20 protein-coding genes and 2 pseudogenes are annotated in these 26088 nt (G+C 48.4%); 6 read left to right on the forward strand and 16 right to left on the reverse strand.

What is annotated here, in order from left to right; genetic code table 11:
- Nucleotides 1-313: 313 nt before the first annotated feature.
- Genes IC804_RS08055 through IC804_RS08070 form a run of 4 tightly spaced genes read right to left on the reverse strand, consistent with a single transcriptional unit; the run spans nt 314 to nt 4897 of the window.
- Nucleotides 314-1723: an O-antigen ligase family protein gene (locus IC804_RS08055; protein WP_081157576.1), complete on the reverse strand. Its 1410-nt coding sequence runs from the start codon at nt 1721-1723 to the stop codon at nt 314-316.
- Between the two features lie 3 nt (nt 1724-1726).
- Entirely contained in the window at nt 1727-2848 is a 1122-nt protein-coding gene (locus IC804_RS08060) for a glycosyltransferase family 4 protein (protein ID WP_190300683.1), read from the reverse strand.
- 12 nt (nt 2849-2860) lie between these two features.
- Nucleotides 2861-3598, reverse strand: a complete 738-nt coding sequence (locus tag IC804_RS08065) for a WecB/TagA/CpsF family glycosyltransferase (RefSeq protein WP_011888237.1) — start codon at nt 3596-3598, stop codon at nt 2861-2863.
- Between the two features lie 6 nt (nt 3599-3604).
- Nucleotides 3605-4897 carry a nucleotide sugar dehydrogenase gene (locus IC804_RS08070; protein WP_029761374.1) on the reverse strand — a complete coding sequence of 431 codons (1293 nt, stop codon included), beginning with the start codon at nt 4895-4897 and terminating at the stop codon, nt 3605-3607.
- Nucleotides 4898-5069: 172 nt separating this feature from the next.
- Between IC804_RS08070 and csaB the strand changes: the two genes are divergently transcribed.
- The 3 genes from csaB (at nt 5070) to murJ (ending at nt 8974) form a co-directional block, all read left to right on the forward strand.
- Nucleotides 5070-6203, forward strand: coding sequence for a polysaccharide pyruvyl transferase CsaB (csaB, locus tag IC804_RS08075; protein WP_011888239.1), 1134 nt, complete (start codon nt 5070-5072; stop codon nt 6201-6203).
- Entirely contained in the window at nt 6200-7375 is a 1176-nt protein-coding gene (locus tag IC804_RS08080) for a glycosyltransferase family 4 protein (protein ID WP_011888240.1), read from the forward strand. Before csaB ends, IC804_RS08080 begins: the two co-directional genes overlap by 4 nt.
- A 66-nt stretch (nt 7376-7441) precedes the next feature.
- On the forward strand, nt 7442-8974 hold the full coding sequence (gene murJ / locus IC804_RS08085) for a murein biosynthesis integral membrane protein MurJ (protein ID WP_029761376.1): 1533 nt from the start codon (nt 7442-7444) through the stop codon (nt 8972-8974).
- Between the two features lie 204 nt (nt 8975-9178).
- Here the strand turns inward: murJ and IC804_RS08090 are convergent, their stop codons facing one another.
- Together IC804_RS08090 and IC804_RS08095 are read right to left on the reverse strand one after the other, a co-directional pair.
- Nucleotides 9179-10729 carry an IS1182 family transposase gene (locus IC804_RS08090; protein ID WP_013399800.1) on the reverse strand — a complete coding sequence of 517 codons (1551 nt, stop codon included), beginning with the start codon at nt 10727-10729 and terminating at the stop codon, nt 9179-9181.
- Nucleotides 10730-10866: 137 nt separating this feature from the next.
- The gene (locus IC804_RS08095) at nt 10867-12753 is read right to left on the reverse strand and encodes an S-layer homology domain-containing protein (protein ID WP_011888242.1); all 1887 of its coding nucleotides are present in this window, start codon (nt 12751-12753) and stop codon (nt 10867-10869) included.
- A gap of 658 nt (nt 12754-13411) precedes the next feature.
- Here IC804_RS08095 and IC804_RS08100 point away from each other — a divergent pair.
- The gene (locus IC804_RS08100) at nt 13412-13594 is read left to right on the forward strand and encodes a T9SS type A sorting domain-containing protein (RefSeq protein WP_029761377.1); all 183 of its coding nucleotides are present in this window, start codon (nt 13412-13414) and stop codon (nt 13592-13594) included.
- Between the two features lie 169 nt (nt 13595-13763).
- On the opposite strand, the gene IC804_RS08105 is transcribed toward IC804_RS08100, so the two are convergent.
- From IC804_RS08105 to IC804_RS08130, 7 genes and pseudogenes are all read right to left on the reverse strand, one after another.
- Nucleotides 13764-15683 carry a S8 family peptidase gene (locus IC804_RS08105; protein WP_081157584.1) on the reverse strand — a complete coding sequence of 640 codons (1920 nt, stop codon included), beginning with the start codon at nt 15681-15683 and terminating at the stop codon, nt 13764-13766.
- A gap of 113 nt (nt 15684-15796) precedes the next feature.
- Nucleotides 15797-17212: an N-acetylmuramoyl-L-alanine amidase gene (locus IC804_RS08110; protein ID WP_029761379.1), complete on the reverse strand. Its 1416-nt coding sequence runs from the start codon at nt 17210-17212 to the stop codon at nt 15797-15799.
- Nucleotides 17213-17387: 175 nt separating this feature from the next.
- Nucleotides 17388-17795: a hypothetical protein gene (locus IC804_RS08115; protein ID WP_035498466.1), complete on the reverse strand. Its 408-nt coding sequence runs from the start codon at nt 17793-17795 to the stop codon at nt 17388-17390.
- An 80-nt stretch (nt 17796-17875) separates the two neighbouring features.
- A complete protein-coding gene (gene wecB / locus IC804_RS08120; RefSeq protein WP_011888247.1) occupies nt 17876-19021 on the reverse strand; it encodes a non-hydrolyzing UDP-N-acetylglucosamine 2-epimerase in 1146 nt (381 codons plus the stop codon).
- A gap of 677 nt (nt 19022-19698) precedes the next feature.
- A pseudogene (locus IC804_RS08125) lies at nt 19699-21054 on the reverse strand (peptidoglycan-binding protein); the annotation flags it as partial.
- 96 nt (nt 21055-21150) lie between these two features.
- Nucleotides 21151-21675: pseudogene (locus tag IC804_RS19030) on the reverse strand (peptidoglycan-binding protein); the annotation flags it as partial.
- A gap of 216 nt (nt 21676-21891) precedes the next feature.
- On the reverse strand, nt 21892-22392 hold the full coding sequence (locus IC804_RS08130; protein WP_008880384.1) for a hypothetical protein: 501 nt from the start codon (nt 22390-22392) through the stop codon (nt 21892-21894).
- A 213-nt stretch (nt 22393-22605) separates the two neighbouring features.
- Between IC804_RS08130 and IC804_RS08135 the strand changes: the two genes are divergently transcribed.
- The gene (locus IC804_RS08135) at nt 22606-23016 is read left to right on the forward strand and encodes a helix-turn-helix domain-containing protein (protein ID WP_029761384.1); all 411 of its coding nucleotides are present in this window, start codon (nt 22606-22608) and stop codon (nt 23014-23016) included.
- A 129-nt stretch (nt 23017-23145) separates the two neighbouring features.
- On the opposite strand, the gene ssb is transcribed toward IC804_RS08135, so the two are convergent.
- Nucleotides 23146-23505 (reverse strand): single-stranded DNA-binding protein, encoded by a 360-nt coding sequence (ssb, locus tag IC804_RS08140; RefSeq protein WP_190300684.1) that lies wholly within the window; start codon nt 23503-23505, stop codon nt 23146-23148.
- 271 nt (nt 23506-23776) lie between these two features.
- Here ssb and IC804_RS08145 point away from each other — a divergent pair, with 271 nt between their 5' ends.
- Nucleotides 23777-24217, forward strand: coding sequence for a YwpF-like family protein (locus IC804_RS08145; RefSeq protein WP_011888252.1), 441 nt, complete (start codon nt 23777-23779; stop codon nt 24215-24217).
- Between the two features lie 186 nt (nt 24218-24403).
- On the opposite strand, the gene IC804_RS08150 is transcribed toward IC804_RS08145, so the two are convergent.
- Nucleotides 24404-25075, reverse strand: coding sequence for a class D sortase (locus tag IC804_RS08150; RefSeq protein WP_081157469.1), 672 nt, complete (start codon nt 25073-25075; stop codon nt 24404-24406).
- A gap of 6 nt (nt 25076-25081) precedes the next feature.
- Entirely contained in the window at nt 25082-26050 is a 969-nt protein-coding gene (locus IC804_RS08155) for a processed acidic surface protein (protein WP_081157468.1), read from the reverse strand.
- Nucleotides 26051-26088 lie beyond the last annotated feature (38 nt).

A 26088-nucleotide genomic window follows, 5' to 3' on the forward strand; every position in this document is an offset into this window, starting at 1 on the left:
ATAATTAGCATGCCTGTGCCGTTCGATTAGCTAACGAGATCAGGAGCACAGCCTCATGCGATGATGATTAACCCACGAATATCAACCCACATGAGTATGTATATTAGCACGATAAAAAATAATTCTATCGTACAACCCACAAAGGCCAAAACTCCCAAACTCAACTACTATTCTATCAAAAACATAGGATTTTTCAACTGTTTTTTACAAAATTCTCATCATGTTGGGCGATTAGGAAATATATAGGTCACAAACACTATTATACAATAAACCTAAAAATTGTAAATGTATTTAGTAAAAAAATACGCAGACTTTATGCCTGCGTTCTTGACGACCGGGCGCTGGCCTGATGGACGAACGCCATGGCCAGCCCCGAGATAAGCCAAAAGATCGTATTCAACTGTGGGATGAAAATTAAGTTGTTCGATAAGTTTTGCACGATAAAAGTAGCACTGCCAGCGATTAAGGCGACGGTAATAAGTTTACCTAGGCGATCGGATGACGCGAAGTAAAGACGAAGCAAGTACCCATAATAAACAACGTAAATGGCAACAAAAGCAATTAAGCCAAGGAAGCCGGTTTCCGCCCCCACTTTTAAGTACGAGTTATGGACGGAATATTGATCATGGCCAATATACAGCTCCGGATATTTCGTGACATACTCTTTATAGCGAACTAAATAGTTACCGATGCCGACACCGATGACCGGATTTTCTTTCATCATCACCCAGCCTGTCTTCCAAAGGGTGACGCGGGAAACGACAGCGCGGTTGGTCGTCTCCTCGTCTTGGGTTGCTTCTTCATCATCAGGCTCTTCATCCAAAAATCCACCGTCTTCATCGCTGCTGTTTCCATCGACATGATTGGTCGAGTCACTGTGCAAGTGACGGCTAATGATTTTTTCCATCGCGTAAACTGCTGAGTAAGTACGTGATTGCACATCTGGCATGAAATACACAATGGTTAAAAGCACCGCGAACGATATGAGAATGTGTGGGCGGATGACGTTTTTGAAGAACGTTTTCGGCATGAGCAGAATAACAAGCACCAATCCACCAAGCATAGAGACCCAAGCAGCACGCGTGTAGGTCAAGACAAGGTTGATGACATAAATGGCGTATACGGCAAACGTCAGCAATTGCACTTTTTTGTCACGCCAATAGACAACGGCGAATAAAAGCAACGCCGGAATGACGAGATTGAGAAACGACGCGTAATAGTTCGGATTGACAAGGGTAGAGTCAACGCGCCCTTTCGCTTCTTTCAAGGCGTATAGTCCCGCTGTGTTAAGCGAAATGTCGAAAATGTACTGGATGATCCCATACACGCCGACAAGCAGGGCAGAAAGTCCGAACGATTGGGCAAAGCGCACGTATTGCTCGCGGGTAAATTGGACTTTGACGACAATGAAAAACAAAACGACATACGACAGATAGCGGGCAAGCTCCATGATGGCCGGAGCAAGGCTAGCCGCTTTCACTAACGAGACGATAGCGATGAGCAAAAAGGCAATAAATGCCAACAAGATCGGCCTCACCGGAAAATCATTCAGTTTGATTCGTCTCTGCCTATAATCGACTAGCGCTGCCAACGTGATGAGCGGAATCATCACAACTTCGGCGGAAAGCGGCAGTGGGCCGATATACATTTTGTACGAAACGAGCGGAATGAGAAAAAGCGCCAATAAGACGGCGTAGTATGTGAACGGTTGTCTAACTCGCATCGTTTAAACTCCTTTTTTCCTAGTTCGATAGATGGCCAAGACGCGCTCGTACGTGGCCATCGTTTCTTCATATAAGCGCTGCAATGAAAAATGGGCGGAAGCGTGTTCGTACAGCCGCTGCCCCATCGTTTTCAGCTCGCTTTTCCGGTTGTACGCTTCCCGGATGGCCTCGGCTAAAGCGGCGCGGTCGCCCACCGGAACGATCCAGCCCATGTCATCCGAGGCGACCAATTGCCTCACCCCGCCGACATCGGTGGAAATGACGGGCAGGCGTTCATTGGCCGCTTCAAGCAGCGCGAGCGGGAAGCTTTCGCTATAGGAAGCCATTAAGGCGACATCGGACAGCGCGTAAATATCCGCGACATCGCTTCGAAACCCGAGAAACTGTACTTGACGCCCGATGCCGCTTTGCGCCGCTTTTTCACGCAGTTCGGCCGCAAGCGGCCCGTCTCCGACAACGAGCAGCTTCACGTTCGGATCGGAAAGCGAGGCGAGGGCTTCAAAGACGAGGGCATGTCCTTTAATCGGGTGAAGGCGGGCGACCATGGCAATCACCAAATCGTCTTCCCGAAGCCCGAGATCAGCGCGCTGCAACATGTGCGGACGGGGGGCATCATCAAAGTCGATGCCGTTGTAAATCGTTTGAATTCGTTCAGCGGCAATGCCGAGCTCCATCAAACTTTCTTTAAACCGTTCCGAGACGGCAAAAAAATAGTCTACCTTCTGAAGTGCCCACACGTTGAGGCGGGTAAACCATTTTCCTTTCCATCCTGATTTCATAAAATCGAGGCGCGGATCGCTATGGACAGTCGTCATCCATGGGATGGCGATTTTCCGTTTGATGAGCGCGCCGTACAAATTGGCGCGCGGCCCATGTGTATGCAAAATATCGAAACGTTCGCGACGAATGAGCGCAACAAGCTTCGATAGCACGGACAAATCATAGCGGGATGATTGGGCAAGAAGGCGCACATCGATCCCCGCTTGACGCGCCTCCGCAGCGAGCGGCCCATCTTGGAACACGACGAGTGTCGCGGTACCCGGGGCAAACTTCGATAAAAGGGTGACGACATGTTTGCGTGACCCTCCTGTTTCCCCGCCGCTAATGACGTGCAACACGTTCACCGTCATCTCTCCCTAGCAGCCGGACTCGCCGGCTGTGCGTTTTTCGGTCAGTACTTTCCAAAGAAATTTCGGCAAGGCGAGCTGCCGTTTGAACCGTTTTGGATCGGTGACGAGCCGGTACAGCCATTCGAGGCCAAGCGTTCGGAACAATTTTGGCGCCCGTTTGACATGTCCGGCAAACACGTCAAAGCTCCCGCCGACTCCTTGAAACACTTTCACGTTGAGCCGATCCATGTGCGCTCGGATCCATAGCTCTTGTCTCGGGCTGCCAAGAGCGACAAACAGTATATCGGCGTTTGCCTCATTAATGGCTTGAACAACCGCTTCATCATCGTTCACATACCCGTTCATGTAACCAGCAATGCAAAGACGAGGGTATTTCGCTTCGAGGTTTTCTTTCGCTTTTTTCACGACCTCTTCTTTGGCACCATACAAAAAGACGCGATATCCTTTTTCCGCTGCCCGAGCGATGAGCCGCTCCATCAAGTCGATGCCCGTCACCCTTGATGCGAGATGCCCGCCTTTTAACTTCGAAGCCAACACGACACCGATGCCGTCCGGAATCTGGTACGTCGCCGTGTTAATGAGCTGTTTTAGTTCATCATTTTTGCCTGCAGCGATCACTTTTTCCGGGTTGACGGCAATAATCGTCGATTTTTGGCCGGCTTCCATCCGCTTTTCGATATCAGCAAGAATGTCGTCATACGTTAAGGTGGAGACGTACACCCCTAAATATTGCTCTTTTTCCATAGCTGATCATACTCTCTCCGGTGGTTGTTCTTGAATAGCTTGGACGACCGATAAATGGCCGATTTGATATACCGTCACGTCTTCATCGTCAAGACCGATGCAATTTTTCGTATCGAAGATGACCTTGGTTTTCATCGACGCCAATTCCTCGGCTGTTAGTGTTTTGAATTCGTTATGGTCAGCTAAGACAACGACAAGATGTGCCCCATCGAGTGCTTCCTCTTTCGTAGAAAGCGGAAACGGCACTTGCGACGGCTTAACGTGCGGGTCGTAAGCACGGACGTCAAACCGCTCGTTCCGCCGCAGCTCTTCGTAGATTTCAATGGCCGGGCTCTCGCGCACATCGTCCGTATTGCCTTTGTACGTTAAGCCGAAGACGGCGATGACCGGCGCTTCGAGTTCCGCCGTCATGCGTTTCACTTGCTCGACGACAAAGTGTGGCATCGAGTTATTAATGCGGCGCGCCGTTTGGATGAGCTGCGACTCTTCTTTCGCCTTTTCGACGATAAAGTACGGATCAACGGCCAAGCAATGCCCACCGACACCAGGGCCTGGCAAATGAATATTGACGCGCGGGTGTTTATTGGCAAGCTCGATGACTTTATGAGCATTGACGCCGACACGTTGCGCGATTTTTACGAGTTCATTTGCTAAAGCGATGTTGACATCACGGAACGTATTTTCCATTAATTTCGCCATTTCAGCAGTCACAGCTTCCGTCTCAATCACTTCGCCTTTGACGATCGCCCGGTAGACGTCGGCTGCTTGTTTTGCTGCCTCTTTCGTGACACCGCCGACGATTCTTGTGTTCTCGACGAGTTCAATTAAAATGCGGCCCGGCAAGACACGTTCTGGGCAATGAGCCAAATACACATCTTGCTCCGGGTCAAAACCGTGCTCGCGAATGATCGGTGCGACGACATCGTCCATCGTGCGTGGTGGAATCGTCGATTCAACGATGACGACGTTTCCTTTCCGCAAATATGGCGCTACCGATTTCGTCGCTTCAATAACGTAGTCGATGTTGGCAGTATAATCGTCATGAATCGGTGTCGGAACGGCAATGATGAACACATCTGCCTCTTCCGGAGCGAGCTGCGCCCGGAATTTCCCTTCTTTGACGACCCGGTTGACAAGTTCGGCTAATCCTGTTTCTTCAATATGAATGTTGCCGCTGTTGATCGTTGCAACGACGGTTTCGCTCACATCCACGCCGACAACGTCAAATCCAGCAGCGGCAAATATTGCTGACGTCGGAAGTCCAATATAACCTAGCCCGACGACACACACTTTTTTCATCGTGAAAACCTCTCTTTTTGTAAACTAGAATTACCTTTTTTCGAGCTTTTTCGACCAATCACGTTATAGTATAACAAACCATCATCCATTTTGCATCATTGAATCTATAATAGGCAAATGCTACAATTAAGGTTGATTTTTGTGGAACGATGTTCGTTTAAGAGGAGGAGTTATGTCGTTGAAAATTGTCATCTCTGGCTTTTATGGACTTGGCAATACGGGAGATGAAGCCATTTTAGAAGCGATTATCGACAATCTTCGAGCCGAATTGCCGAACCCGGATATTACTGTGTTTTCCCTGTCTCCCGAACAAACAGCGAAAGCGCATGGGGTGAAAAGCGTATACCGTGGATGGCGCCATGATAATAAAGGAAAAATTCGGGCGCTGCGCGAAGCCGATTTATTAATCAGCGGCGGTGGAGGGCTGCTTCAAGATACGTATCCAACACGCTTTTTGTTCGGTCCGCTTCCTTATTATTTATTAATTGTGTTTTTAGCGAAGTTGTGCGGGACGAAAGTCATGTTTTTCTCGCAAGGGATCGGACCGGTCAACACGACGTGGGGAAAGATTTTAATGAAAGTGTTTGCCAATATGGCTGATTTTATTACTGTCCGCGATGCGTATTCGAAACAGTTGCTTCACGAGCTAGGCGTGACAAGACCAGAGACGGTCGTCACCGCTGATATTGTCTTTGCTTTTCATCATAAGGAAGATAATGCTTGCCTTGAAAGCCTTCCGCTTCGTGGCGATGAACAGCTCGTCGCCGTATCGGTGCGTCCGTGGCTTGATCAACGCGACTATTATGGAAAAATCGCCCGCGCGCTCGATCAGTTGATCGAACTCGAGGGCATTACGCCGGTCTTCGTGCCGATGGAAGGACATCATGATGTGCGTGCATCTGAGCGAGTCGTCGAACAAATGAATCATCGGTCCGCTTGTCATATTCTCGGCCCAGATTTTACACCGAACCAATATTTACATTTTATTAGCCGTTGCCGTTTGACGATCGGCATGCGTTTGCATTCGCTCATTTTTTCGGCCTTGACAGGCGTCCCGCATATCGGTCTCAGTTATGACCCGAAAGTGGAGAGTTTGCTGAAGCGGTCCGGCATGTGGGACTATTCGTTCCGTCTGGAGGAGATCGACGTTGATCGGCTCGTGAACAACGCCCGGTATATGCTCGCTGAGCGTGAAGCCGTCAGTGCGGTTGTTCAAAACAACGCCAAGCAAATGCGTCAGGAGGCCATGGAAAACATTCGGCTGTTGAAAGAAAAATTTTTCCCGCAAGGAGAAGATCGCCGATGAATATTTTGCTAGCAACTGTCTTTGACTATCCGCATGCCGGAGGGTTATCCACCCATGTAACCACATTGAAAGCTGGGCTTGAGGCACGGGGGCATCGTGTAGACATCGTTTCATTCAGCGATGTTCCCCCAGCCAAGCAAATGGTGCTGGCTAAGGGACCAAGCTTTTTGCTGAATAAAGTGTCAAAAGGAACGGGCATTATTTGGAGCCATGCAGTGAGACAGCGGCTTCTTTCCCGTCTCATCGCCGACAAAGCCGCTAACGAGCGATATGATGTGATCAATGCCCAAGAAGTGTTTGCGACGTTGGCTGCACTGCCATCTGGCATCCCGACGGTGACGACCGTGCACGGCTACATGACGTACGAAGCCATCAGCCGAGGTGCAGTGGTGGAGGGAAGCGAACAGGCGCAGCACTTATTGGAGAAAGAAATCGAGGCGTATACGAAAACGCGGAAAATTATTACCGTTGACCAACGCATTAAAAAGTATGTGCGGGAAAAAGCCGGAGTGGAAGCGACCGCCATTCGCAACTTTATCGATGTGGATCGATTCAAACCAGAGAAATCGAATCGACTCGCCTACCGGAAAAAACACGGGTTGCCTGAAGACGCGGCTGTCATTTTTGTGCCAAGACGGCTGACGAAAAAAAACGGGGTCATTTATCCAGCGATTGCCTTGCCACACGTATTGGAAAAATACCCAAACGCCATGCTCATTTATGCCGGAATGGGCGAAGCGTACGAGGAGCTGAAGTCGCTCATCGAACAGCAAGGGCTGAGCGAAAAGGCGAAGTTGCTTGGCGCTATTCCGCATGAGACGATGACCGAGTATTATGCCCTCTCGGACATTGTACTTGTTCCAAGCGTCCACTCCGCCGGAGTGGAAGAGGCGACATCCATTTCTGCCTTAGAAGCCATGGGATCAGGGTCGCCGCTCATCGCTTCAGCGGTCGGGGGCTTGAAAGAGATCGTCAGCCACCGGCAAGACGGCCTACTCGTCGAGGAAAAAAATGTGGATGAACTCGCTCAAGCCATCATCGAACTACTCGATCATCCGGAGTTTGGACAACAACTGGCACAAGCAGCGAGACGGAAAATCGAAGACGAATATTCCCACTTATCAGCAGCGAAAAAGTACGAAGACATTTATCGAGCCGCGCTGGCGCCATAACATCACGGCCGTCTCTTTGTCATCAGGGACGGCCTTTTTCAATTTTGAATGAAGGAAGTGACACGCATGCCCTCATTAAAACGGACGGCGATTTGGATCACGCTGCTCGCCCTCGTCGTTAAAGTAGCTGGTTTTTTGCGAGAAAGCATTATTGCTAAGGAGTTCGGCGCCAATGAATATACGGATGGCTACTTATTGGCGTTTTCGTTTATTACGCTCGTGTTAGCTGTCATTTCAGTCGGATTCAATAACGTCTTTCTCCCGTTGTACGTTCAAGCGAAACAAAACAATCCTAAAGCAGCGGAGCGAAACGCGAATGGTATTATGAACGCCACTGTCGCCATTTTTTTGCTCGTTGCCGTTCTCGGTTATTTACTGGCTCCCTCCTTCGTCCCAGCCATTTTTGGACGAATGGCAGCTGTTACTGAATCGGTGGCGATCCACATCACGCAAATTTTCTTTTTGTTTATGGGCGCCATTGCCTTAAACGGTATTTTAGATTCATATTTGCAAGGGCGGCGCATCTTTGTTCCATCGCAAATTTCGAAGCTGTTAGCTACTCTGATGGGCGCAGTGTTTGCTCTGTTGTTTTCCGATGTGTGGGGCATTTACAGCCTTGCTTACGGGTTTGTCTTTGGAATTATGTTAGGCATTGTCCTAATGTTTGTTTATTTGTATCGGAGCGGTTACCGATGGACGCCGACGTTGTCCATCGATCCCGATTTTCGACAGACGTTTTTGCGCCTGCTCGTCCCTTCGCTATTGAATGCGTTCGTCGGGCAAATGAACATGTTCATTGATAAAATCTTCGCCTCGGGCACAATCGAAGGAGCAGTCACGTATTTGAATAATGCCTCGCTGCTCGTCAGCATCCCGCATACGATTTACGGCACGACCGTCGCGGCGATTTTGTTCACATTACTTTCCGAACAAGTGGACAAGCCGCGCCAATTTCAACAAACGTTTTTCACCGGCATGGAGCTCTCTCTCATCACGTTAATGCCGGTAGCGGCCGGGCTGTGGGTGATCGGTGATGCTGCGATTGCGATCGTCTATGAACGCGGCCAGTTCACGGAAACGGACACATACCGCACCTATGTCGCCCTGCTCTTTTACTTGCCGCTCATTGTCACTCAAGGGCTGCAATATATTGTCGCCAAGTCGATGTATGCGAAAGGGAAAACAGCGGTCGTACTGCGGATTAGTGTCACAACAATTGTGTTAAATATCATCCTTAACTATGCCCTCGTTCAATCGTTCGGTTATGCTGGGATTGCGCTGTCAAGCTCGCTCGTTTCTCTCTACTACGTCACCGCCTGCTCAATCGCCGTCTATAAAGAGTTTGAACGCGGGGAAGCGAAAAAATTGATATCCTTGTTGGTCCGCGTCGGCAGCGCAACAGCCATCATGGCGGGATTGCTCTATGGACTGAAAGAAGTGGCCAGCATCCACCAGTGGCCAGCGCTTCTTGCGCTTGCCGTGCTTGTTCCGCTTGGTGTAGCCATTTATATCGCGGGCGTATACGCCCTGTATCGTGAAGGATTTTACCGGTTGCTGCGCACACTCCGCTCGAAACGGAAACCGAAACCGTCGGCATAACGTCCTTCTTCTCAGCCGTTGGCGTTGCCTGCGCCGCCTGAATCGAACAAAGAGGCTCGCCTATCTCCCGACATAGGAAAAGAGGCTGTCTCAAAAGGTCGTCTAAACCGACCTTTTGAGAGTAGCCTCTGTTTCTTTTTCTTACCATTTGGTTATTTATTCCTTTTTTGAGGCAGGAATTTCTCCTTATTTCCGAATTTTATCCTATTTTTTCCTTGTTGGGTCGGTCGTTGTGGCCCACTTTCTCAAATTGTGGGCAGCACAAACTAGACCCCACTCCAAGGTAATTTTTGGGAGGCCTCTCAATGAAAACCGATGAAATTGCTGATTATGCTTGATTTGCCCAAACACCGGCTCGTTTTCGATTTGCCGTCTTCGATATGTCGTCGCCCCTTCTTCCGTGGACAGCCGTTTCCGGATTTCTTGCCGTTGTTGTTGATTTTTCAAGGAAACGCGGATGGTTTTCGTGTCTTTGCCTTTGGCACATGCTGCTTGAAACGGGCATCCGGCACATGCTGTACAACGATACGTCCGTTTGACGATGACGTACCCGTTGTCGGTCGTTTCCTTCCGTTTATACACAAACACCAGCCGTTCCCCTTTCGCGCAAATCCACTCATCCAATTCCTCATCGTACGTCATGTTCTCGATTCGGCCGATCTCTTTCGCCCACGCTTTCGTTTGTTCCCGGTCCAATGTGTTGTACTTGATCAGCGCGACGATCTGCTTTTTCTCGCAGTACGTGTAGTTCTCCTCACTCCCATAGGCGGAATCCGCAATCGCTCGTTTAGGCATGGGACGCCCATAGGCGGCCAATTGCTCCAAATGTGGAATGAAGCATCCGGCATCCCCCGCCCGTTGATGCACGCTAAATCCAGTGATGAATTGGTTCTCTGTCCCTATCTGCACATTATATCCCGGTTTGAGCTGGCCGTTTTTCATATGGTCGTCTTTCATCCGCATAAACGTCGCATCGGGGTCCGTTTTCGAAAAACTGTTTCGTTCGCCTAACACTTTTTTGTATTCTTCATATTTTTTCTTACGGGGGAGAATGTCTTGTTCCAATTGCTGTTTTGCTTTCTTTAACGTGCGATTCTTCGGCTCTTTCTTTAGATGTTCTTCCACTTGTTCGATCACGGCTTCGATCTTTTCAGACGTGATCGGTGAAGCTTCCAGCTTTTCTTGAAAATCTCCTTCTTGTTCCGACTCTTCATCCTCTTTTACCACCTGTTCGATCGAGGCTACGATTTTCCGGAATTTCTCCTCCAACTTCTGATCGTACTTTTCCGTTGATTTGCGCCAAACGAACGTGTACTTGTTGGCGCTGGCCTCGATTTTCGTTCCATCCAGAAAGTAATCCTCTAGTTTGACCAACCCTTCTTGACGCAGAAGATCGACAATGGAGAAAAACGTTTCGTAAATGATGTCCTTCATCCGTTCCGACCGAAATCGGTTGATGGTGCGGAAATCCGGTGTTTGATGGCCGGATAGCCACATAAAATAAATGTTTTCTTTCAATTGCTTGGCGATTTGGCGAGAGGAATAGATCCGATTGGCGTAGGCATACAGGATGACTTTCAACATCATTTTCGGATGATAGGCTGGGCGGCCTCCGCCGGGATAGAGGGAAACGAGCAGAGCTGGATCCATTTTTTCCACGGCTAGATCCACGATCCGGCAAAGATGATGTTTGGGAATGAGAATTTCAAGATCCATTGGCAAAATGAGTTGATCTCGGTTATAATAAATGTACATAAGAAAACCGTCCTTTCTTGGTAGGGTTGTGGTGACTCTATTATACCAAAAAAGGAACGGTTTTCTTCTTTTTTTGCCCAAAAAAGTGCCCCAAAAGCGAACGCTATGCGAACACTTTTGGGACATCCTCTTCCTTTTTACTTAACGATGGTCAGAGGCGACAATAAATCGCCGCGAATATACGCTTTTTGCGTCGGCAAATCTGGAACGATTTCATACCAGACGTAGCCGTCGGGCTGTTTCGCCGTTGTTCCCACCACCGTCACCGGTGTGTTCGCTTGTTTATATTCATACCAAACTGGCGGAACAACTGCCGGTTGCAGTCGAACATTGACACTTTCAGTGTTCGTCACCATCACTTTATATCGGCCAATGTCTTTTCTGCCTAAAAATTGGTCAGCCTGATACATCCAACCAGCAATTTTTTGCCCCCAATACGGGTCAGAGGCGTAACGGACGTTAAAACCGACTGACTTATCGCCAAGCACGGCACCGTTATAGCGCCAATCGCTTGGATTCGCGTATCGCCCAGCAACGATCGTTTTCGCCATATAATCGATGCACTCTTCGAACGACTTGAACGAATCGGCGCTATTGAGCGGATCGCTGTCATACGCTTTAATGCCGAACAAGTTGTTTTTCGTCTGCGCAAGCTGACTTAATCCCCAATTGCTTTCTAAAATCGCTTGAGCTAGCAAGTATAAAGCATTAACTTGGTACTTCTCTTCCGCCTGTTTAAACGCGGTACCAAGCTCTTTCAATGGGCTTTGAGAACGATAGGCGGCAACAAACCGATTCAGCTCATCGGCGGTATAATTCGTTTTTGTCCGCAACGATAGAACATTGAAATATTGATAGGCCGTACCGACGTGCTGACCAGCTTCATTATAAAACGTATCGCCATCCCAGCTATAGTACTTCTGTCCCACTTGCATAAAAGACGGCGCTTTTCCGTATGTGTAACTCGTATACGTATTGCTCGTCGTGTTGTAAATCACATGAACAAGATTGCCGTTTGTCACTTGGTAATACGATCGCCCTTGCAAAAGCGCTGTCGGAACGAGCAACACATCAGCCTGTTTTACGTACCCGATTGTATCGGCAATTTGTACTTTTACTTTTTCCTCGTCGGCTCCTAAATATTTCATTTCTGTATTTGGCTGAACGTAAGTAAGCGATGTGCTCAAACTAGCATTGTAAATGGTTGTCGTTGAATTTCCAGGAGCTGGTTGAGCAATGGCATAGCCGTTTGCCATTTTCACGATTTTCGTCCCTTGGACGATCACTTGAGTAGCGGGATTGGTTAAGGCCGCTTCAGCTTGAGCAAACGTGGCATACCGCTTTGGCCAAATGACGAGCTCCCCTTTTTCGATCGCCCCAATTTGATAGGCCATCTCCGGTATTTGCTCAGCCCACACTTCGAGCAGGCGGTACAAAAACGCCGCTGCATGTGCCCGCGTTGCTGCTGCTTTCGGGTCAAAACGGAACGTTTTTCCATCCTTATTCGGAATGCCACGGATAATGCCGTAATGAATGCTGTTGGCAATCGCCAACCGCGATGCAGATGAAAGATTGTCAAGATCAGTAAATGAAGAAAAGTCCGCTCTTTGCTTCTCGATTTCCAAATAATCGAACACACGATCAATCATCAGCGCCATTTCTTCTCTTGTAATTTGTTTATATGTACCGAAGGTGCCATTGGAGTACCCTTGGACAAGGCCGGCCGCACTTGCTTTGTAAATGCCATCGGCCAGTGCCGAAGATGGTGAAACATCAGAAAATGAAACAGTTCCTGTCACCTTAGGCAACTGCAACGCTCGCGCAAGGAACGTCGCAAACTGGCCACGCGTCACTGGCTCGTTTGGACGATATTGCCCTTCCGAATACCCTTGGACAATCCCTTGGTTCACCATGGCCCGCATTTCCTTCTCCAACGCGATACCAGTAATATCATCAGCGAACGACACGGAACTGTTTACAAACAATAAACTCAATACAAGAACAAGACTAACGATTCGACGCAATCATTTCTCCTCCCCTATTTATCCTATTTGTAGATTGATAGATCAAAGACTTATGTACTACCCGTGAACTAACGACAAAATGGTTAGTGTTTCGACATAGTCATATTTTAACAAGTATTGCAGATATGTTTATTGCATTTTTATTACATTTACATTAAATTTTTGTTGCTTTTGTAATACTTTCGGAAACAGCAAGAAAAAACATAGGGATTTTATTCAATTATATAGTAATACTTTATGCGATTACTAACTTTCTGAAAAAGGAGAGAAGCTTTGAAAAAACGATATCATTCTCGAATCCTTCTGTCACTAGATATGACTTTTTACGCAGATTGTTAGAGAACAGCCCACCATTCCTGGCACTAGCATCAGTGACAAAAAATCCAACCACTATCGTCCAGCCGCTCAATCTCCCTGGTCTTTCCCCGAACGGCCAAACGAATTCAGCTAATCAGCAAGACGAAGACCGTAACTCCACCGTGCATCACAATGTGCCGTCAAAGTCCGTTGCCTCTTCGAACTCCAAAACAAGGAACCTGTTATAACACCGAATAGATGAATGTATCATCATCCCAAGGGGATGTAGACTATTACAAGTTTACCGCCCGCGAAACGGCCACATATACGATACAAGTTGCACGTTCCTTCTGATCTTGACGTGGTAATAGCGGTCTATAACGCAAACGGAAAACTGATTGCGAAAGGAGATGATTATACAAAAGGCGATGATGAATACCTGACCATCAAACTGTCGAAAGGCAACTATTGGATTAAAGTGGAAGACGCGTTCGGCAACGCAAGCACCAGTCCGCCGTATAAACTGGGGAGCGAACAACGTTAACAGACAAGTGAAGCGAATCACCGTCAGCAGCTTCCCTTTCCTAGCTAGATGAAAAAAGTGCCCCAAACAGCTGGGACACCTTTTTCCTGTCTATGCACATTCAGCCATAGTTGTGGAACGAGCGGTTATTTTGCGAGAAGAAACAATCTGCCCAACCAACCTCTTCGTTTCACCGAAACCGCTCGTTATCGGCACGAGCCGTAAAGACAAAAAATTCAAGTCGTTTGACAAACTGATATGGCCGAAACGTTCCATCGGGATATCCTTCCGCGATTCGGGCGGCAGCGAGCTTGGCGATGGCCTCATGCCCGGTCACTCTTGCCGTCACATCTTTAAACATCATCGATGAACCGCCCGGCAGTGGATAAGCCCGCGATAAAATGATAGCTGTCTCAGCACGCGTAATCGGCTGCTGTGGTCGAAACGTTCCATCCGGATACCCGTTGATCAGCCCGCGCTCATAGGCGGATTGAATGTAACCAGAGGCGAAATCGGATGAAGCAACATCGCGAAACACCGTCGCTCGCTTTGTCGCATCAAGATGCAGCGCCCGACCAAGCATCACCGCTACTTCGGCACGCGTGATCGTATTATAAGGCTGAATCGTTCCATTGTTATAGCCGGACACTATCCCTCGGCTTGATAAGTAGGCAATCTCCGGCATATACCAAGCGCTCGCTGACACGTCTTTATAATAGGGATCCGGTACGTTCACCGTGATGGGAGCTGTTAATGCTGATTCTGCCCCATCATTGCGTATCGAAGCAAATTCGTACTGGTATGTTCCTTTAACGACATAGTCTGTATACGTCCCCGCTGTTTGCAGCGTTTCGATCTGTTTTCCGTTCCGATATACACGATACCCTTTTACTGCGCTTCCTGACAAGGTGACGGAAAAAGCGACTTCTCCTTTTTTCACCGACAATAGCTTCACTTTCAGCTCGGGCGGTTGGTTGGACACGGCCCGTACGAGTCCATAGCCGTACCACGGATCCCTCCCGGGTGTCCCTAAATCCAAGGCACGATCTCTTAACATTTGGCGCAATTCGATATTCGTCCGCTCCGGATATTGTTGCTTATACAAAGCGAGCACCCCTGTGACAAATGGCGCCGCCATCGACGTTCCAGACATATGCGTATATCCGTCACGACGGCCATCACCGTCAAGAGCAACCGGCACAGTGCTATAAACACCCTCCCCAGGAGCCGCTATTTCGATCGCTGGTCCCGTCGCCGAGTATGGCAACCGAACATTTTCTTTATTCACAGCAGAGACAGCAATGGCACTATCATACTTCGCTGGATATTCGACCGTATCACCTGTGCCGTTAGCATAGCCGTTGTTACCAGCGGCAGCAACGACTAAAATCCCGCTTTCGTACGCTTTCCGAATGGCCGCTTTCAAGGCAGGAGCATCTTCTGGAGCAGCTAAGCTTAAATTAATTATATCTACACGATGCTTCATTGCCCATTCGATGCCTGATAAAATATCGGATACATTTCCCTCGCCGTAACGGTCTAGCACCTTCACTGCATAAATACTCGCATCGGGAGCCACCCCGACCGTCCCGATATCGTTATCTTTTGCCGCAATAATCCCGGCTACGTGAGTGCCATGCCCGTTATCGTCTTGATAGGAATTAGGGCAATAGGACAACACGCAAGCGCCGCCCACTACACGCAAATCCGGGTGCTTTAGGTCAACGCCCGTATCTAAAATCGCGATTTTCACTCCTTTTCCTGTTACACCGTGGGTGTGCATCACGGGCGCTTTCACCTTTTCCACTCCCCAGTCGGTGATCTGGCCATCAATTGCCACCGTTGTATCTTGCTGTACATAATCAACCCCCGGCCAACGGCGTAACAACTCGACAGCCGTAACAGGAAGTGTTGCTGCCACCGCGGGAATCACTTCAAACCGTTTGGTGACATTCCCATGCAACGTTTTCACTGCTTGTTCATCCACTTGTTGTTGAAACACGACAATGACATTGGCAAACAATGGATGAGAAGCAGCAGCTGCACGAACTGGTACTACTGCTGCAACTATAAACACAATACAGATGGTCAACATCCACCACTTTTTCATTATCTGACCCCTCTCCCCAACTCACGCACTAGCTGGGTCAAGCCGCTATGTTTCAGCAGCCAATTCCATAGTCAAAAAACTTCGATGAATCGGAAGGCGCATTGTCTTCGCAGCTACTGAACCCGATCATATAACGGTTGAAAGTTCAAACCGGTTTCTGAGGCATAGTAGTCAAGGATACCAAGATAAATAGCTTTAGCCGCTTGTTCTTGCCAATACGACGATCCAAGCTTCTGTGCATCTTCCTTCCGATCAATAAAACCTAGCTCCACTAATGCAGCGGGCATACTGTTTTCGCGCAATACGTGCAAATTGCCTCTTTTTGTCCCACGGTCAACAGCATCCCATGCCGCGACGAGCCGCTTTTGAATACACTGCGCCAGCTTTTTGCTTTGTTCGACATATGGATTTGTTGCTGCAGCACTATAATAATACGTCTCTGTTCCCGTTCCACCCCCAGCATTCGTATGAATGCTGACAAACACATTTCCTCCCTTCTCTTTCGCAAAGGAGACGCGCTCGCTGAGCGGAATGAATACATCTTTCTCCCTCGTTAGGGCGATGTTAAAGCCCGTACCTTCAAACAACGATTTCACTTTCAGTGCGACATTCAAATTAATATTTTTTTCCACAAGACCATTTGCTGTCGCACCAGGGTCATTGCCTCCATGCCCAGGGTCAATAATGATCGTTTGCGTTTTTACATAGTTTGATAGCGCATCTCCTGCGTCAGGCTGTGAAGCACCCTTGGCCGATAAATAACTGCGACTTACGAAACCTTCTAAGTCTGATGCACGAATATACGCCCAGTTGCCAACAATATGTAAAATATCGACAGACTGTCCTTTATATAATAGACTTACGGCGCTATAACTCGTAGACGGACCGCGTCGGACATTCAATGACGAAGCGTTGACAACGGCTTGACCGATCGGTGTCAGCTCGCCACCATTCACACGATATTGCGGATTGATGGCTCTTGCAACAAATACAGCAAAGTCCGCCCGAATAATCGGCTCATCTTCACCAAATGTGCCATCAGCTTTCCCTTCCGCGATTCCCTTGATTTTCAATTGCTGCACCGCCGTTGATCGTGTAGTTCCGCCAAGCGAATAAGCCCGATTAATGAGCAGGGCCATTTCCCCACGCGTTACAAGTTGATTAGGTCGGAACGTCCCATCTTTGTAGCCGCTGATAATGTTGCGCTCAGCTGCTTCTTGTATGTATCCAGAGGCAAAATTTCCTTTTCCAACATCTTTGAAACGGGTGTCGCGCTGCTTCCCGTCAAAGTTTAACGTCCGCCCAATAATGGCGGCAGCTTCCGCCCTTGTTACATGTTTCGACGGATAAAAATAGCCCGATACACTCCCTAGCACAATTCCCCCTTCGGCTAAGTAATAAATTTCATTTTTTGCCCTGTGGGTCGTGCCCACGTCGTGAAAATACGGTGCAGCCTGCGGATGGCTCATCGGCATCGGCCACACCGCCAGCCATATAAGACAAAAAGAGATAAAAATCTTCTTTGTCATACACCCTGTCTCCCTTTTCGACAAATTTTTTCTCTTATTCTACCATAAATCCTAGATGTCATGAATAGATTTGTAGTACATTTTTCATAAAGTAGTATATTTTTCATAAACAAAAAAAAGCGATGGTCACATATATGTTCGACCACCGCTTGAATGTGTCAACATGCTCTCTCCTCTATTTGCAACTGCCGTGCGGCAAGTGCTCCTGTTCCGTTAATCGACGAATATGATACTTTGCCTCCATTTTACACGTATAGTCAATATCAGCAATCCCCAGCCGGTCAATGAGTCCATTTAACGTTTTGATTTCCTGTTCCGTCGGCGGCTCATTCAATATTTTCCCGATTACTTCATTAATTTTATCCGCTAGTTCCTTATGAAAACGCGGATCGCGTTTGACCGCATCATCTAGCTGGTGAAACCATGATGCATGCTTTTCCGCGTATTCTCGCCAATAAGCCAAAAACTTGTCCATTGCGTATTTTTGCTCATCCCATTGAATCGATTCCATATATTTTTCAAACGCCGATGAAATCGATCTTGTCACGCTAATTTTTACTTCTTTTGGGAGATGGTTCAACATCGTTGCTCTCCTTGACCTCCTCTCTTTCATCAAATTCTTCTGAACCCTTTTTCCCTTCACGGGCAGACACATGTAACCATTTACGGATGAAACGCCTCCGGCCGCTGTGCGGTATAGCCGAAATGGTATAAAATCGCCTCGACGATTCGTTTCGAAGCTTGTCCGTCTCCGTACGGGTTGGATGCCTTCGCCATGGCTTCGTATTCGTTTCGGTTCGTTAAGAGCTCTGACGCCATCTGATAAATCGTATCTTCGTCCGTTCCAGCCAACTTCAGCGTCCCAGCTTCAATACCTTCCGGCCGTTCGGTCGTGTCACGCAACACGAGGACAGGAACACCGAGGGACGGAGCTTCTTCCTGTACGCCGCCGGAATCGGTCAAAATTAAGTACGCCCGAGCAGCAAAGTTATGGAAATCGAAGACATCGAGCGGTTCAATTAAATGAATGCGCGGGTCATCGCCAAGCACTTCAGCTGCCGCTTCCCTTACTGCCGGGTTCAAATGGACAGGGTAGACGACTTGGATATCGTCATATGTTTCGACAAGACGCTTAATGGCCCGGAACATGCCCCGCATCGTTTCGCCAAGGTTTTCACGGCGATGAGCCGTCAACAAAATCATCCGGTCATTACCGATTTTGTTGAGAATGTCGTGGTGGTAATCGTCTTTCACCGTCGTTTTTAACGCATCGATCGCAGTGTTGCCGGTAATAAAGATCGACTCCGGTTTTTTATTTTCTTGGATTAAATTGTCGTACGCTTTTTTCGTCGGCGCGAAGTGAAGATCAGCCATCACCCCGGTCAGCTGCCGGTTCATTTCTTCCGGAAATGGGGAATATTTATTCCATGTGCGCAGCCCAGCCTCGACATGGCCGATCGCAATTTGGTGATAAAAAGCAGCTAAACTAGCGACAAACGTCGTCGTCGTATCACCATGCACGAGCACTAAATCCGGCTTGACTTTCCGCATAATGTCGTCGAGACCTTCTAAGGCGCGAGTTGTAATACCAGCGAGTGTCTGGCGGTCTTTCATAATGTTCAAGTCGTAATCCGGATGAATGCCGAATATTTCCAATACCTGATCCAACATTTGTCGGTGTTGCGCGGTGACAGTGACAATCGGTTCGATCCACTCGGAATGTTTTTGCAACTCCAACACAAGCGGCGCCATTTTGATTGCTTCGGGTCTTGTACCGAAAATCGTCATCACTTTTCGTTTCGTTCCCATCGTTTCACCTGCTTATTCCGATTCATCTATAGTAAAGAAAACCTCAACAAATTACATTACCATAAGTGAGGCGCTTGCTCAACTTTCGGTTTTCCATTTCCAAAAACTCACGGCTCGGAAACACCCTTGCTTCTACCGACATAACTAGCGGCGCTAACCCAACACCAGCGTTTCCCTTTCACCTTATAAGGCCGGTGAAAAAAGATCGCCTCTAACCAGCGTGAGACCCACAAAATGAAAAACTGATGTGACGAAGGTTCTCCCTTTGAGAAGTATTGTTGGAAAGCAGGATGTTTCGTTCCATCGCCATCCTGCTAGAAGAATGATGATTGAATCAAAAACAGAGCACAAAAAGGGGACTTTGATGTTGAAGGTTCTCCGAAACCATCGGTATCAAAAACGGGCGATTTTCACCGGTTTTCTCGACAGCAGTTGGCTGCCAAATGAAAAAGCACGACCCCGCATAAGCAGTTCGTGCTCCATTTCGCTATATCAGTCTGCCGCTGCTAAATCAAACTGCCAACGTCTCGGTTGCGCCGCCGCGCTTTTCCCCTGCCAAAACCGTCGATTCTATCGCTCCAAGTATTCGTGGCTCTAGAAAAACCAGCGCTTTTTTGCTAGTCACGCCATCCATTTTCCGAGCAGCGGAAGGGCCTTCGAAAGAGTCGGTTCATGCACTAATACCGCTTTGCTCCTAAATACCGTTGCTTCCAATACGATTGGTCAAGGCGGCTGATCGTCACACCCGTCGAACTACCGCTATGGATGAACTGGCCATTGCCGATATAGATGCCAGCGTGAGAAGGTCCTTTTTTATATGTCTCAAAAAACACGATGTCTCCAACCGCTGGAGAGGAGACGGGTTTCCCGACGTTCCAAATGTCCGCTACCGTCCGCGGCAACGAAATGCCTTGCTGGGCGAACAAATAGTAGATGAATCCACTGCAGTCAAAGCCAACCTGCGGAGTTTCACCGCCCCAAACGTATGGCTTGCCGAGCAGCTCAGCCGCATCAGCAATCAGTTCCATGACATCGAGTTTGGACGCTGAGGCTTGACCTTTGGATGCTGGAGCTTGTCCGATGAGACGTTCGTACGTTTGGCTATCGACGATGCCGTTCGCCTGAAGTTTGGCATCCTTCTGGAAACGACGGACAGCGTCAGCGGTAATGGTTCCGTAATAACCGGTGATCTCCGGATATGTAAAATAACCAAGCTGTTTTAATTTCGTCTGAACCCGCTTCACCTCTTCGCCACGCGTACCGATCGTCAAATAAATGGAAGTGCGGTTTTCTTCGGCCGGCGGGGCTGTTTTTTTCTTCACCGCATCTTCAATGCGCCCGAACGTTGTTGAATCGACCGAGCCGGTCACTGGCAGGCCGTTGTCCTTTTGAAAACGACGAACAGCATCAGCGGTAATGGTTCCGTAATAACCGGTGATCTCCGGATATGTAAAATAGCCAAGCTGTTTTAAATTCGTTTGAACCTGCTTCACCTTTTCCCCACGCGTACCGGTCTTTAAATAAACAGAAGAACTGCTTTCTTTAGCCGGCGAGGCTGTTTTTTTCTTCACCGCATCTTCAATGCGTCCGAACGTTGTTGAATCGACCGAGCCGGTCACTGGCAAGCCGTTGTCCTTTTGAAAACGACGGACAGCATCAGCGGTAATGGTTCCGTAATAACCGGTGATCTCCGGATATGTAAAATAGCCAAGCTGTTTTAAATTCGTTTGAACCTGCTTCACCTTTTCCCCACGCGTGCCGATCTTTAAATAAACAGAAGAACTGTTTTCTTTAGCCGGCGGGGCTGTTTTTTTCTTCACCGCATCCGCAATGCGCCCGAGCGTTGTTGAATCGACCGAGCCGGTCGCTGGCAAGCCGTTGTCCTTTTGAAAACGACGGACGGCGTCAGCGGTAATGGTTCCATAATAGCCGGTAGCTGTTGGGTAGGTAAAATAGCCGAGTAGCTTTAAGTTTTTTTGCAGCTCACTGACCTCGGAACCACGTGAACCGATTTTTAACGTGACTGATGAAGACGATGTGGTAGTTGCCTGTTTGCTAGCTGCTTGCCGAAGGCGTTCAATCGTCACGGCATCAGCTTTTCCAGTGACCTTAAGCCCATTCGCTTGTTGAAATTGCTTCACGGCCGCTTCGGTCACTGTTCCGAAATAACCGGTAATCTCCGGGTATTTAAAGTAGCCAAGCTGTTTGAGCCGCTGTTGGAGCACTTTCACATCGTCACCGCGCATGCCGACGGATAACGTGCGAGCCGTTGGGACAAACGCACGTAGCTTCGCGTAGGTCGCGTCATCGACAACACCGGTCACCGGCAGGTTCGCAGCCTTTTGAAACGCCCGCACTGCCTCTTCGGTAATCGGACCAAAATAGCCAGTTGCCTGTGGGTAAGAAAAAAACCCTTTTTCCTTTAATAACTGCTGCAACTCTTTTACTTTTGAGGAACTCATGCCTACTTTCCATTCCGCTGCTTGGCTATCGTCTGGTGCCAAAAAAAGCGCAGAGGCAAAGGCGGTGGCTAATACGACTTTGCTCGACTTCACTTTCATTCCCTCTCCCTTCCCTGTTTTTTCGCTCTTTTCTTTCTGCCGCTGGCGGCAGCGAGTGTGCCGTTTGGCGGAGAAATCCGACAAACAGAGCATATTTTTCAGCAAAAACTGACGTTTTCCCCTTTTATTTTAAGTATAACGGACTGATGCCTTAGTAGGAATCATTTTTTTGATTGGGAAATAGAGGGGTGAAGGGTGACTATCGGATCCTTCTTATTTTAAGTGCAACGATTTTAGGTGTAACGAACTAATTCTTTAGCGTGAAACATTTTTTAATTGGGAAATAGAAGGGAGAAAGATGCCATCGGCTCATTGTCGCTTTTCACGGTTGTTTCGGGTTGAACACGTAAACAAATAGGAAATGCGGCGGTGATCGCAAATGTAGATCGACTGTAGAATTTCATAAATGAGCTGCCTTTCCACGGCCAGCCATTCATTTGTGCGGATCAACGTGTATTTTTGTTGAAGCTGATTCCATTCATAGAGGGCAACAGCTAACTTTTTTGGTCGGAGATCGAGCTTGACGATAAACATGTAAAGCTGACTGACACATTTAAACACAAAATAAAGCTGGGCCTCATCCGAACAAGTGACGGTACGGAACAACGCCTCACCTTCGAATGAAAAACGCCCCTGCTCCTCTTCGCTTCTTAGGCAACGGAGCGAATCGGTGAAATTAGTCGGAACGATCGTTTTCAACCGGATAGAGAACGGATTTTTCATTTCCTTAATGAATACACGGTACATGTTTTTCCCTTTTTTCGCCTTATTTCGTTCACGGACAACTAAATCGGCCAGATAAATATTCACTTCGCTCCCTCCTCTCCTAGTAATAGTAAATATTTCCCCTTTTTTACTTATTGTACTATGTCCAATCAAAAGAAAAAAAGATGTCGACCATTGGCAGGAAATACAATGTTGTTCTAATCAAGAACGTATACAACCGTCGGTCTAAAAAGGAACAAAAATTACCATCACGCTTTCCTATCTTTAAGATAACGATGTAAAGCGTGGTGACAAATGATGAAAAAACTCGGCGAGATGTTGAAAAGGTTGCGGAAACAACAACGCTGGACACAGGAGCAACTGGCTGAACAGTTAAACGTATCCCGCTCGCAAATCAGCAAGTGGGAAAACGGCAGCACGCTTCCTGACATACAGTCGCTTGAAAAGTTATGCCGTCTATTTAATGTCAGCGCTGATTTTCTGATTGGCAGCGAAGTGCAACGGCGAGAAGTATTGCGTGAGGTAAAGCGGCTGTACGGAACAACGGAAATGAACGAAAAAACGCTCACTGCGATTGATTATTTGTTGCACAACCAAGATATGAGCGAAGCGATGTACACGTTGGCGAATTTGCCTGAGAAGAAGCGAAAACATGTCGAAACGATGTTGATCACGATCATTAAGGAATGCGCTGAAGCCATTGGCTGACTCCCCGTGCAACCATGCCTGAGCAGAAAAAAGCGCTAACATGAGTTGTTAGCGCCATCGTTGGGGAATGTGTGAGGAAACGTTCTTTCTCTTGGGGATTCACTGAGAAAGGCATGAATGGGGAAACAACTAGACGTGCTCCGGCCATTCTCGCACTTTGCCGGAGTGGAGAAACTGAACTGAATCGGCTACGACTTCCGTCACATAGACGCGCTGGCCGTCTTTGTTTTCATAACGGCGCGTCTGGATTCTACCCGTTACCGCCACCATCGATCCTTTTTGGCAATAATGGGCAGTATGCTCTGCCGTTTTCCGCCATAGGACACACGGAACGAAGTCAGCATCAATCCCCCCGTCCGCGTTGCGAAAATTTCTTGCTACCGCCAAGATCACGGTTGTAACGGCCGTCCCTTCGGCCGTGTAACGAAGCTCTGGATCCTTCGTCAATCGGCCGACAAGTACGACTTGATTGATCATGTTCCGGTGCATCCCCCCTTTCTATCCACCGCACCCTTATCATAAACGATCCCGTTTTTTGCCGTAAAATCGCGATTTTTGCATTTTTTTGCGCAATCTATCTGTACAATCACCGAAAAAAGTGAAGACTGCATCGACAATGGTGCAGCAAAATGGCGTTTTTGTCATTTCACGGCAAAAAAGGGGGATAGCTTTTGCCACTGCAGTCGCATGATCCAGTTTTTCTTCCCATCGCTACCTATGCTATAATCATGGGTAAGACAACGGTAATGAGGTGGACGATATGAAAACGTTCAAGCTTGTCGGGCTCTCGGTCATTGATGAGGAAATGCGCCGCCAAGACATTCCGTTTATTGACGGCTTGATCATTAATAAAGAGGATGGCCAAAACCGCTGGCTTGTTGAAGCGTATTTGGATGATGACTATGAGCCGATGTTTGCCAGCTTGAAAGAACAACCCGAATTTCAGCTACAAGTAACAATTACCAATCCTGGCAATGACCCGGCGAACATGCTTGTCGCCGTCCGATCGATCACAAAAATGAACGGCCATATTAGCGTCCTCATGGAAGGACTGATGATCCCGAGGCGGACTCACTTGGCTGAAGTCGTGCTGGCCGGCCTTGTCGAGAAAGGGCTGCAAGGTGAAGCACTGCTCAAAGAATTTCGCCAGCAAATGGACGAACGTCATAGCGCAAGAACACGTAATGACCAGAAAAGATAAAAGGGAGATGACTGAAAAGGCCGCCTGTCCTCCATTGAAATAAACGAAGAAGCCGTTTCATGTGTATATAGTAAATAAAAGAGGTGTCTCATGACTTTGAGACACCTCTTTTTATGTTCATCAACTTCCTCACTGTGCTTCGATCGACGAGGGGGTTCTCCCGAAACGATGTGACATATTGGCATGTCACGGCAAAGTCATGTGAGCGGCGGTGTCAGTCCGAACAGGGCGGGCTGTGACGATGTATCGTTTCGGGGCGGGACCGATCAGACGAAACGGGTAGCATGTTGTCACGGTCAGCGTTGGCCGCGCCTTGTCGACCAAAACGGTTCGGTCGTCGTCATCAACAATGCGGATGTTGACGACACGATAATGAACGATCGACTCATCTGTCCGGATGATGAGCGCGTCGCCGATGTCGATTTCTCCAAAGCGGCGGAATACGGTGTCACGGTGGCCGGACAACACGACATGCCCGTTGCCACCCGGCCAAGCGCTTGCCGGATAATGGCCGACGCCACGGCGCAATTCTTGTTCGCGGACCCCTTCATACACTGGAATCGCCACCCCGAGCTTCGGAATGGACAATTCACCGAGATAGGCGCCAAGTGGCCGAGAAGGAGAGATTTTTTGACTCTCGGGTGAATAGGCAGCCTGCGAGCGCGTTTTTGCTTCTAACTCAGATGCATGCCGTGTAGGGGAATGGACATTGTCTTGCTTTGCCGCTTTCCAGCCAACAATGTACCAATACCCGTTCCAGCCGGCTATCGCCATTCCGATGACCATGAGCATGAACGCCGCATAGCAAATCACCCGACGTCGCCAAGGAAGATGGATCGCATGTTGCTTATGCCCCATCGCGCCTCATCCTTTGAGCCGTCCAACCCGTCGATAAAGAAAGAACCCAGCAAACATAAGCAACAGACCGGCGAGAGCGTGCATCAAGTATGGAGAAGCGGTATCGGGGAGTTTTTCCCCGTACATCATTCGCTTCATCTTAAGCGCCAACAAACCGGCCTCAATCCCTTTCTCCCCAGCGCGGACGATGTAACCAGATGATAACATTTCCCTCGTAACGGCAATATCGACGATTTCCTCGTCTTGACGGTTATACAATTTGACCACGATTGGTTTCGCTCCGGCCGATGCAGTCGCTGCGGAGAATCCCGTTTCCTGTCCATCAACATAGAACTTTGCTTCAAGCTGCAACAAATCGAGCGCCTCGTTCCAAATCGCCTGCAGTTTACGACGGGCTTCTTTTGTCCATGGTCCCTCCGTTTCTTTAAACGGACGCAGCCGCTCACGAAGCGTTGTTAGCTGCTCGGACAGCTGCAGATTGCCAAGTGAAGCGATATGACGAGCGAGTTTGTTCACTTCTTTTTCCGTCATGCCTAACGCCCCAAGCAAATCGTTCATTTGCTGCATAGCATCGTTATGCTGCGAGTAAAAGCGAATGGCGGCATCTAAATCTTCCACAAACGTGTACTCTTGCACCGTTTCGCCAAACTGTCCAAGCAGTGCATCGAGCTCCTCGACGGTCAGTCCGTGCTGATGCAACACAGCATGGAGCCGCTCTTCGTTCAGCGGCGTACCAAGCCATTGTTTCAACTCCTCCATGGTGCGAAAATCAGCAACGGTCAATCCATATCGGTCTAAATAAGTAAGCAAATCGCTTACCGTCCAGCCGACACTTTCCACGTACTGTTCCAGTTCCGCACGGCTAATGGCAGCTGCTGCACTGACCGGAGATAACGCTAACATCACCGCAAAAACAGCCATAATAATCCATTTTTTCACCATCGTTTTCCCCCTTCCATTGCTGCTTGCATACATTGGTAGTATTTTCCGAGCTCTTCCTTTCTATGCACGAA

It is taken from the genome of Geobacillus sp. 47C-IIb, assembly GCF_014679705.1.
Taxonomy (GTDB): Bacteria; Bacillota; Bacilli; order Bacillales; family Anoxybacillaceae; genus Geobacillus; species Geobacillus thermodenitrificans.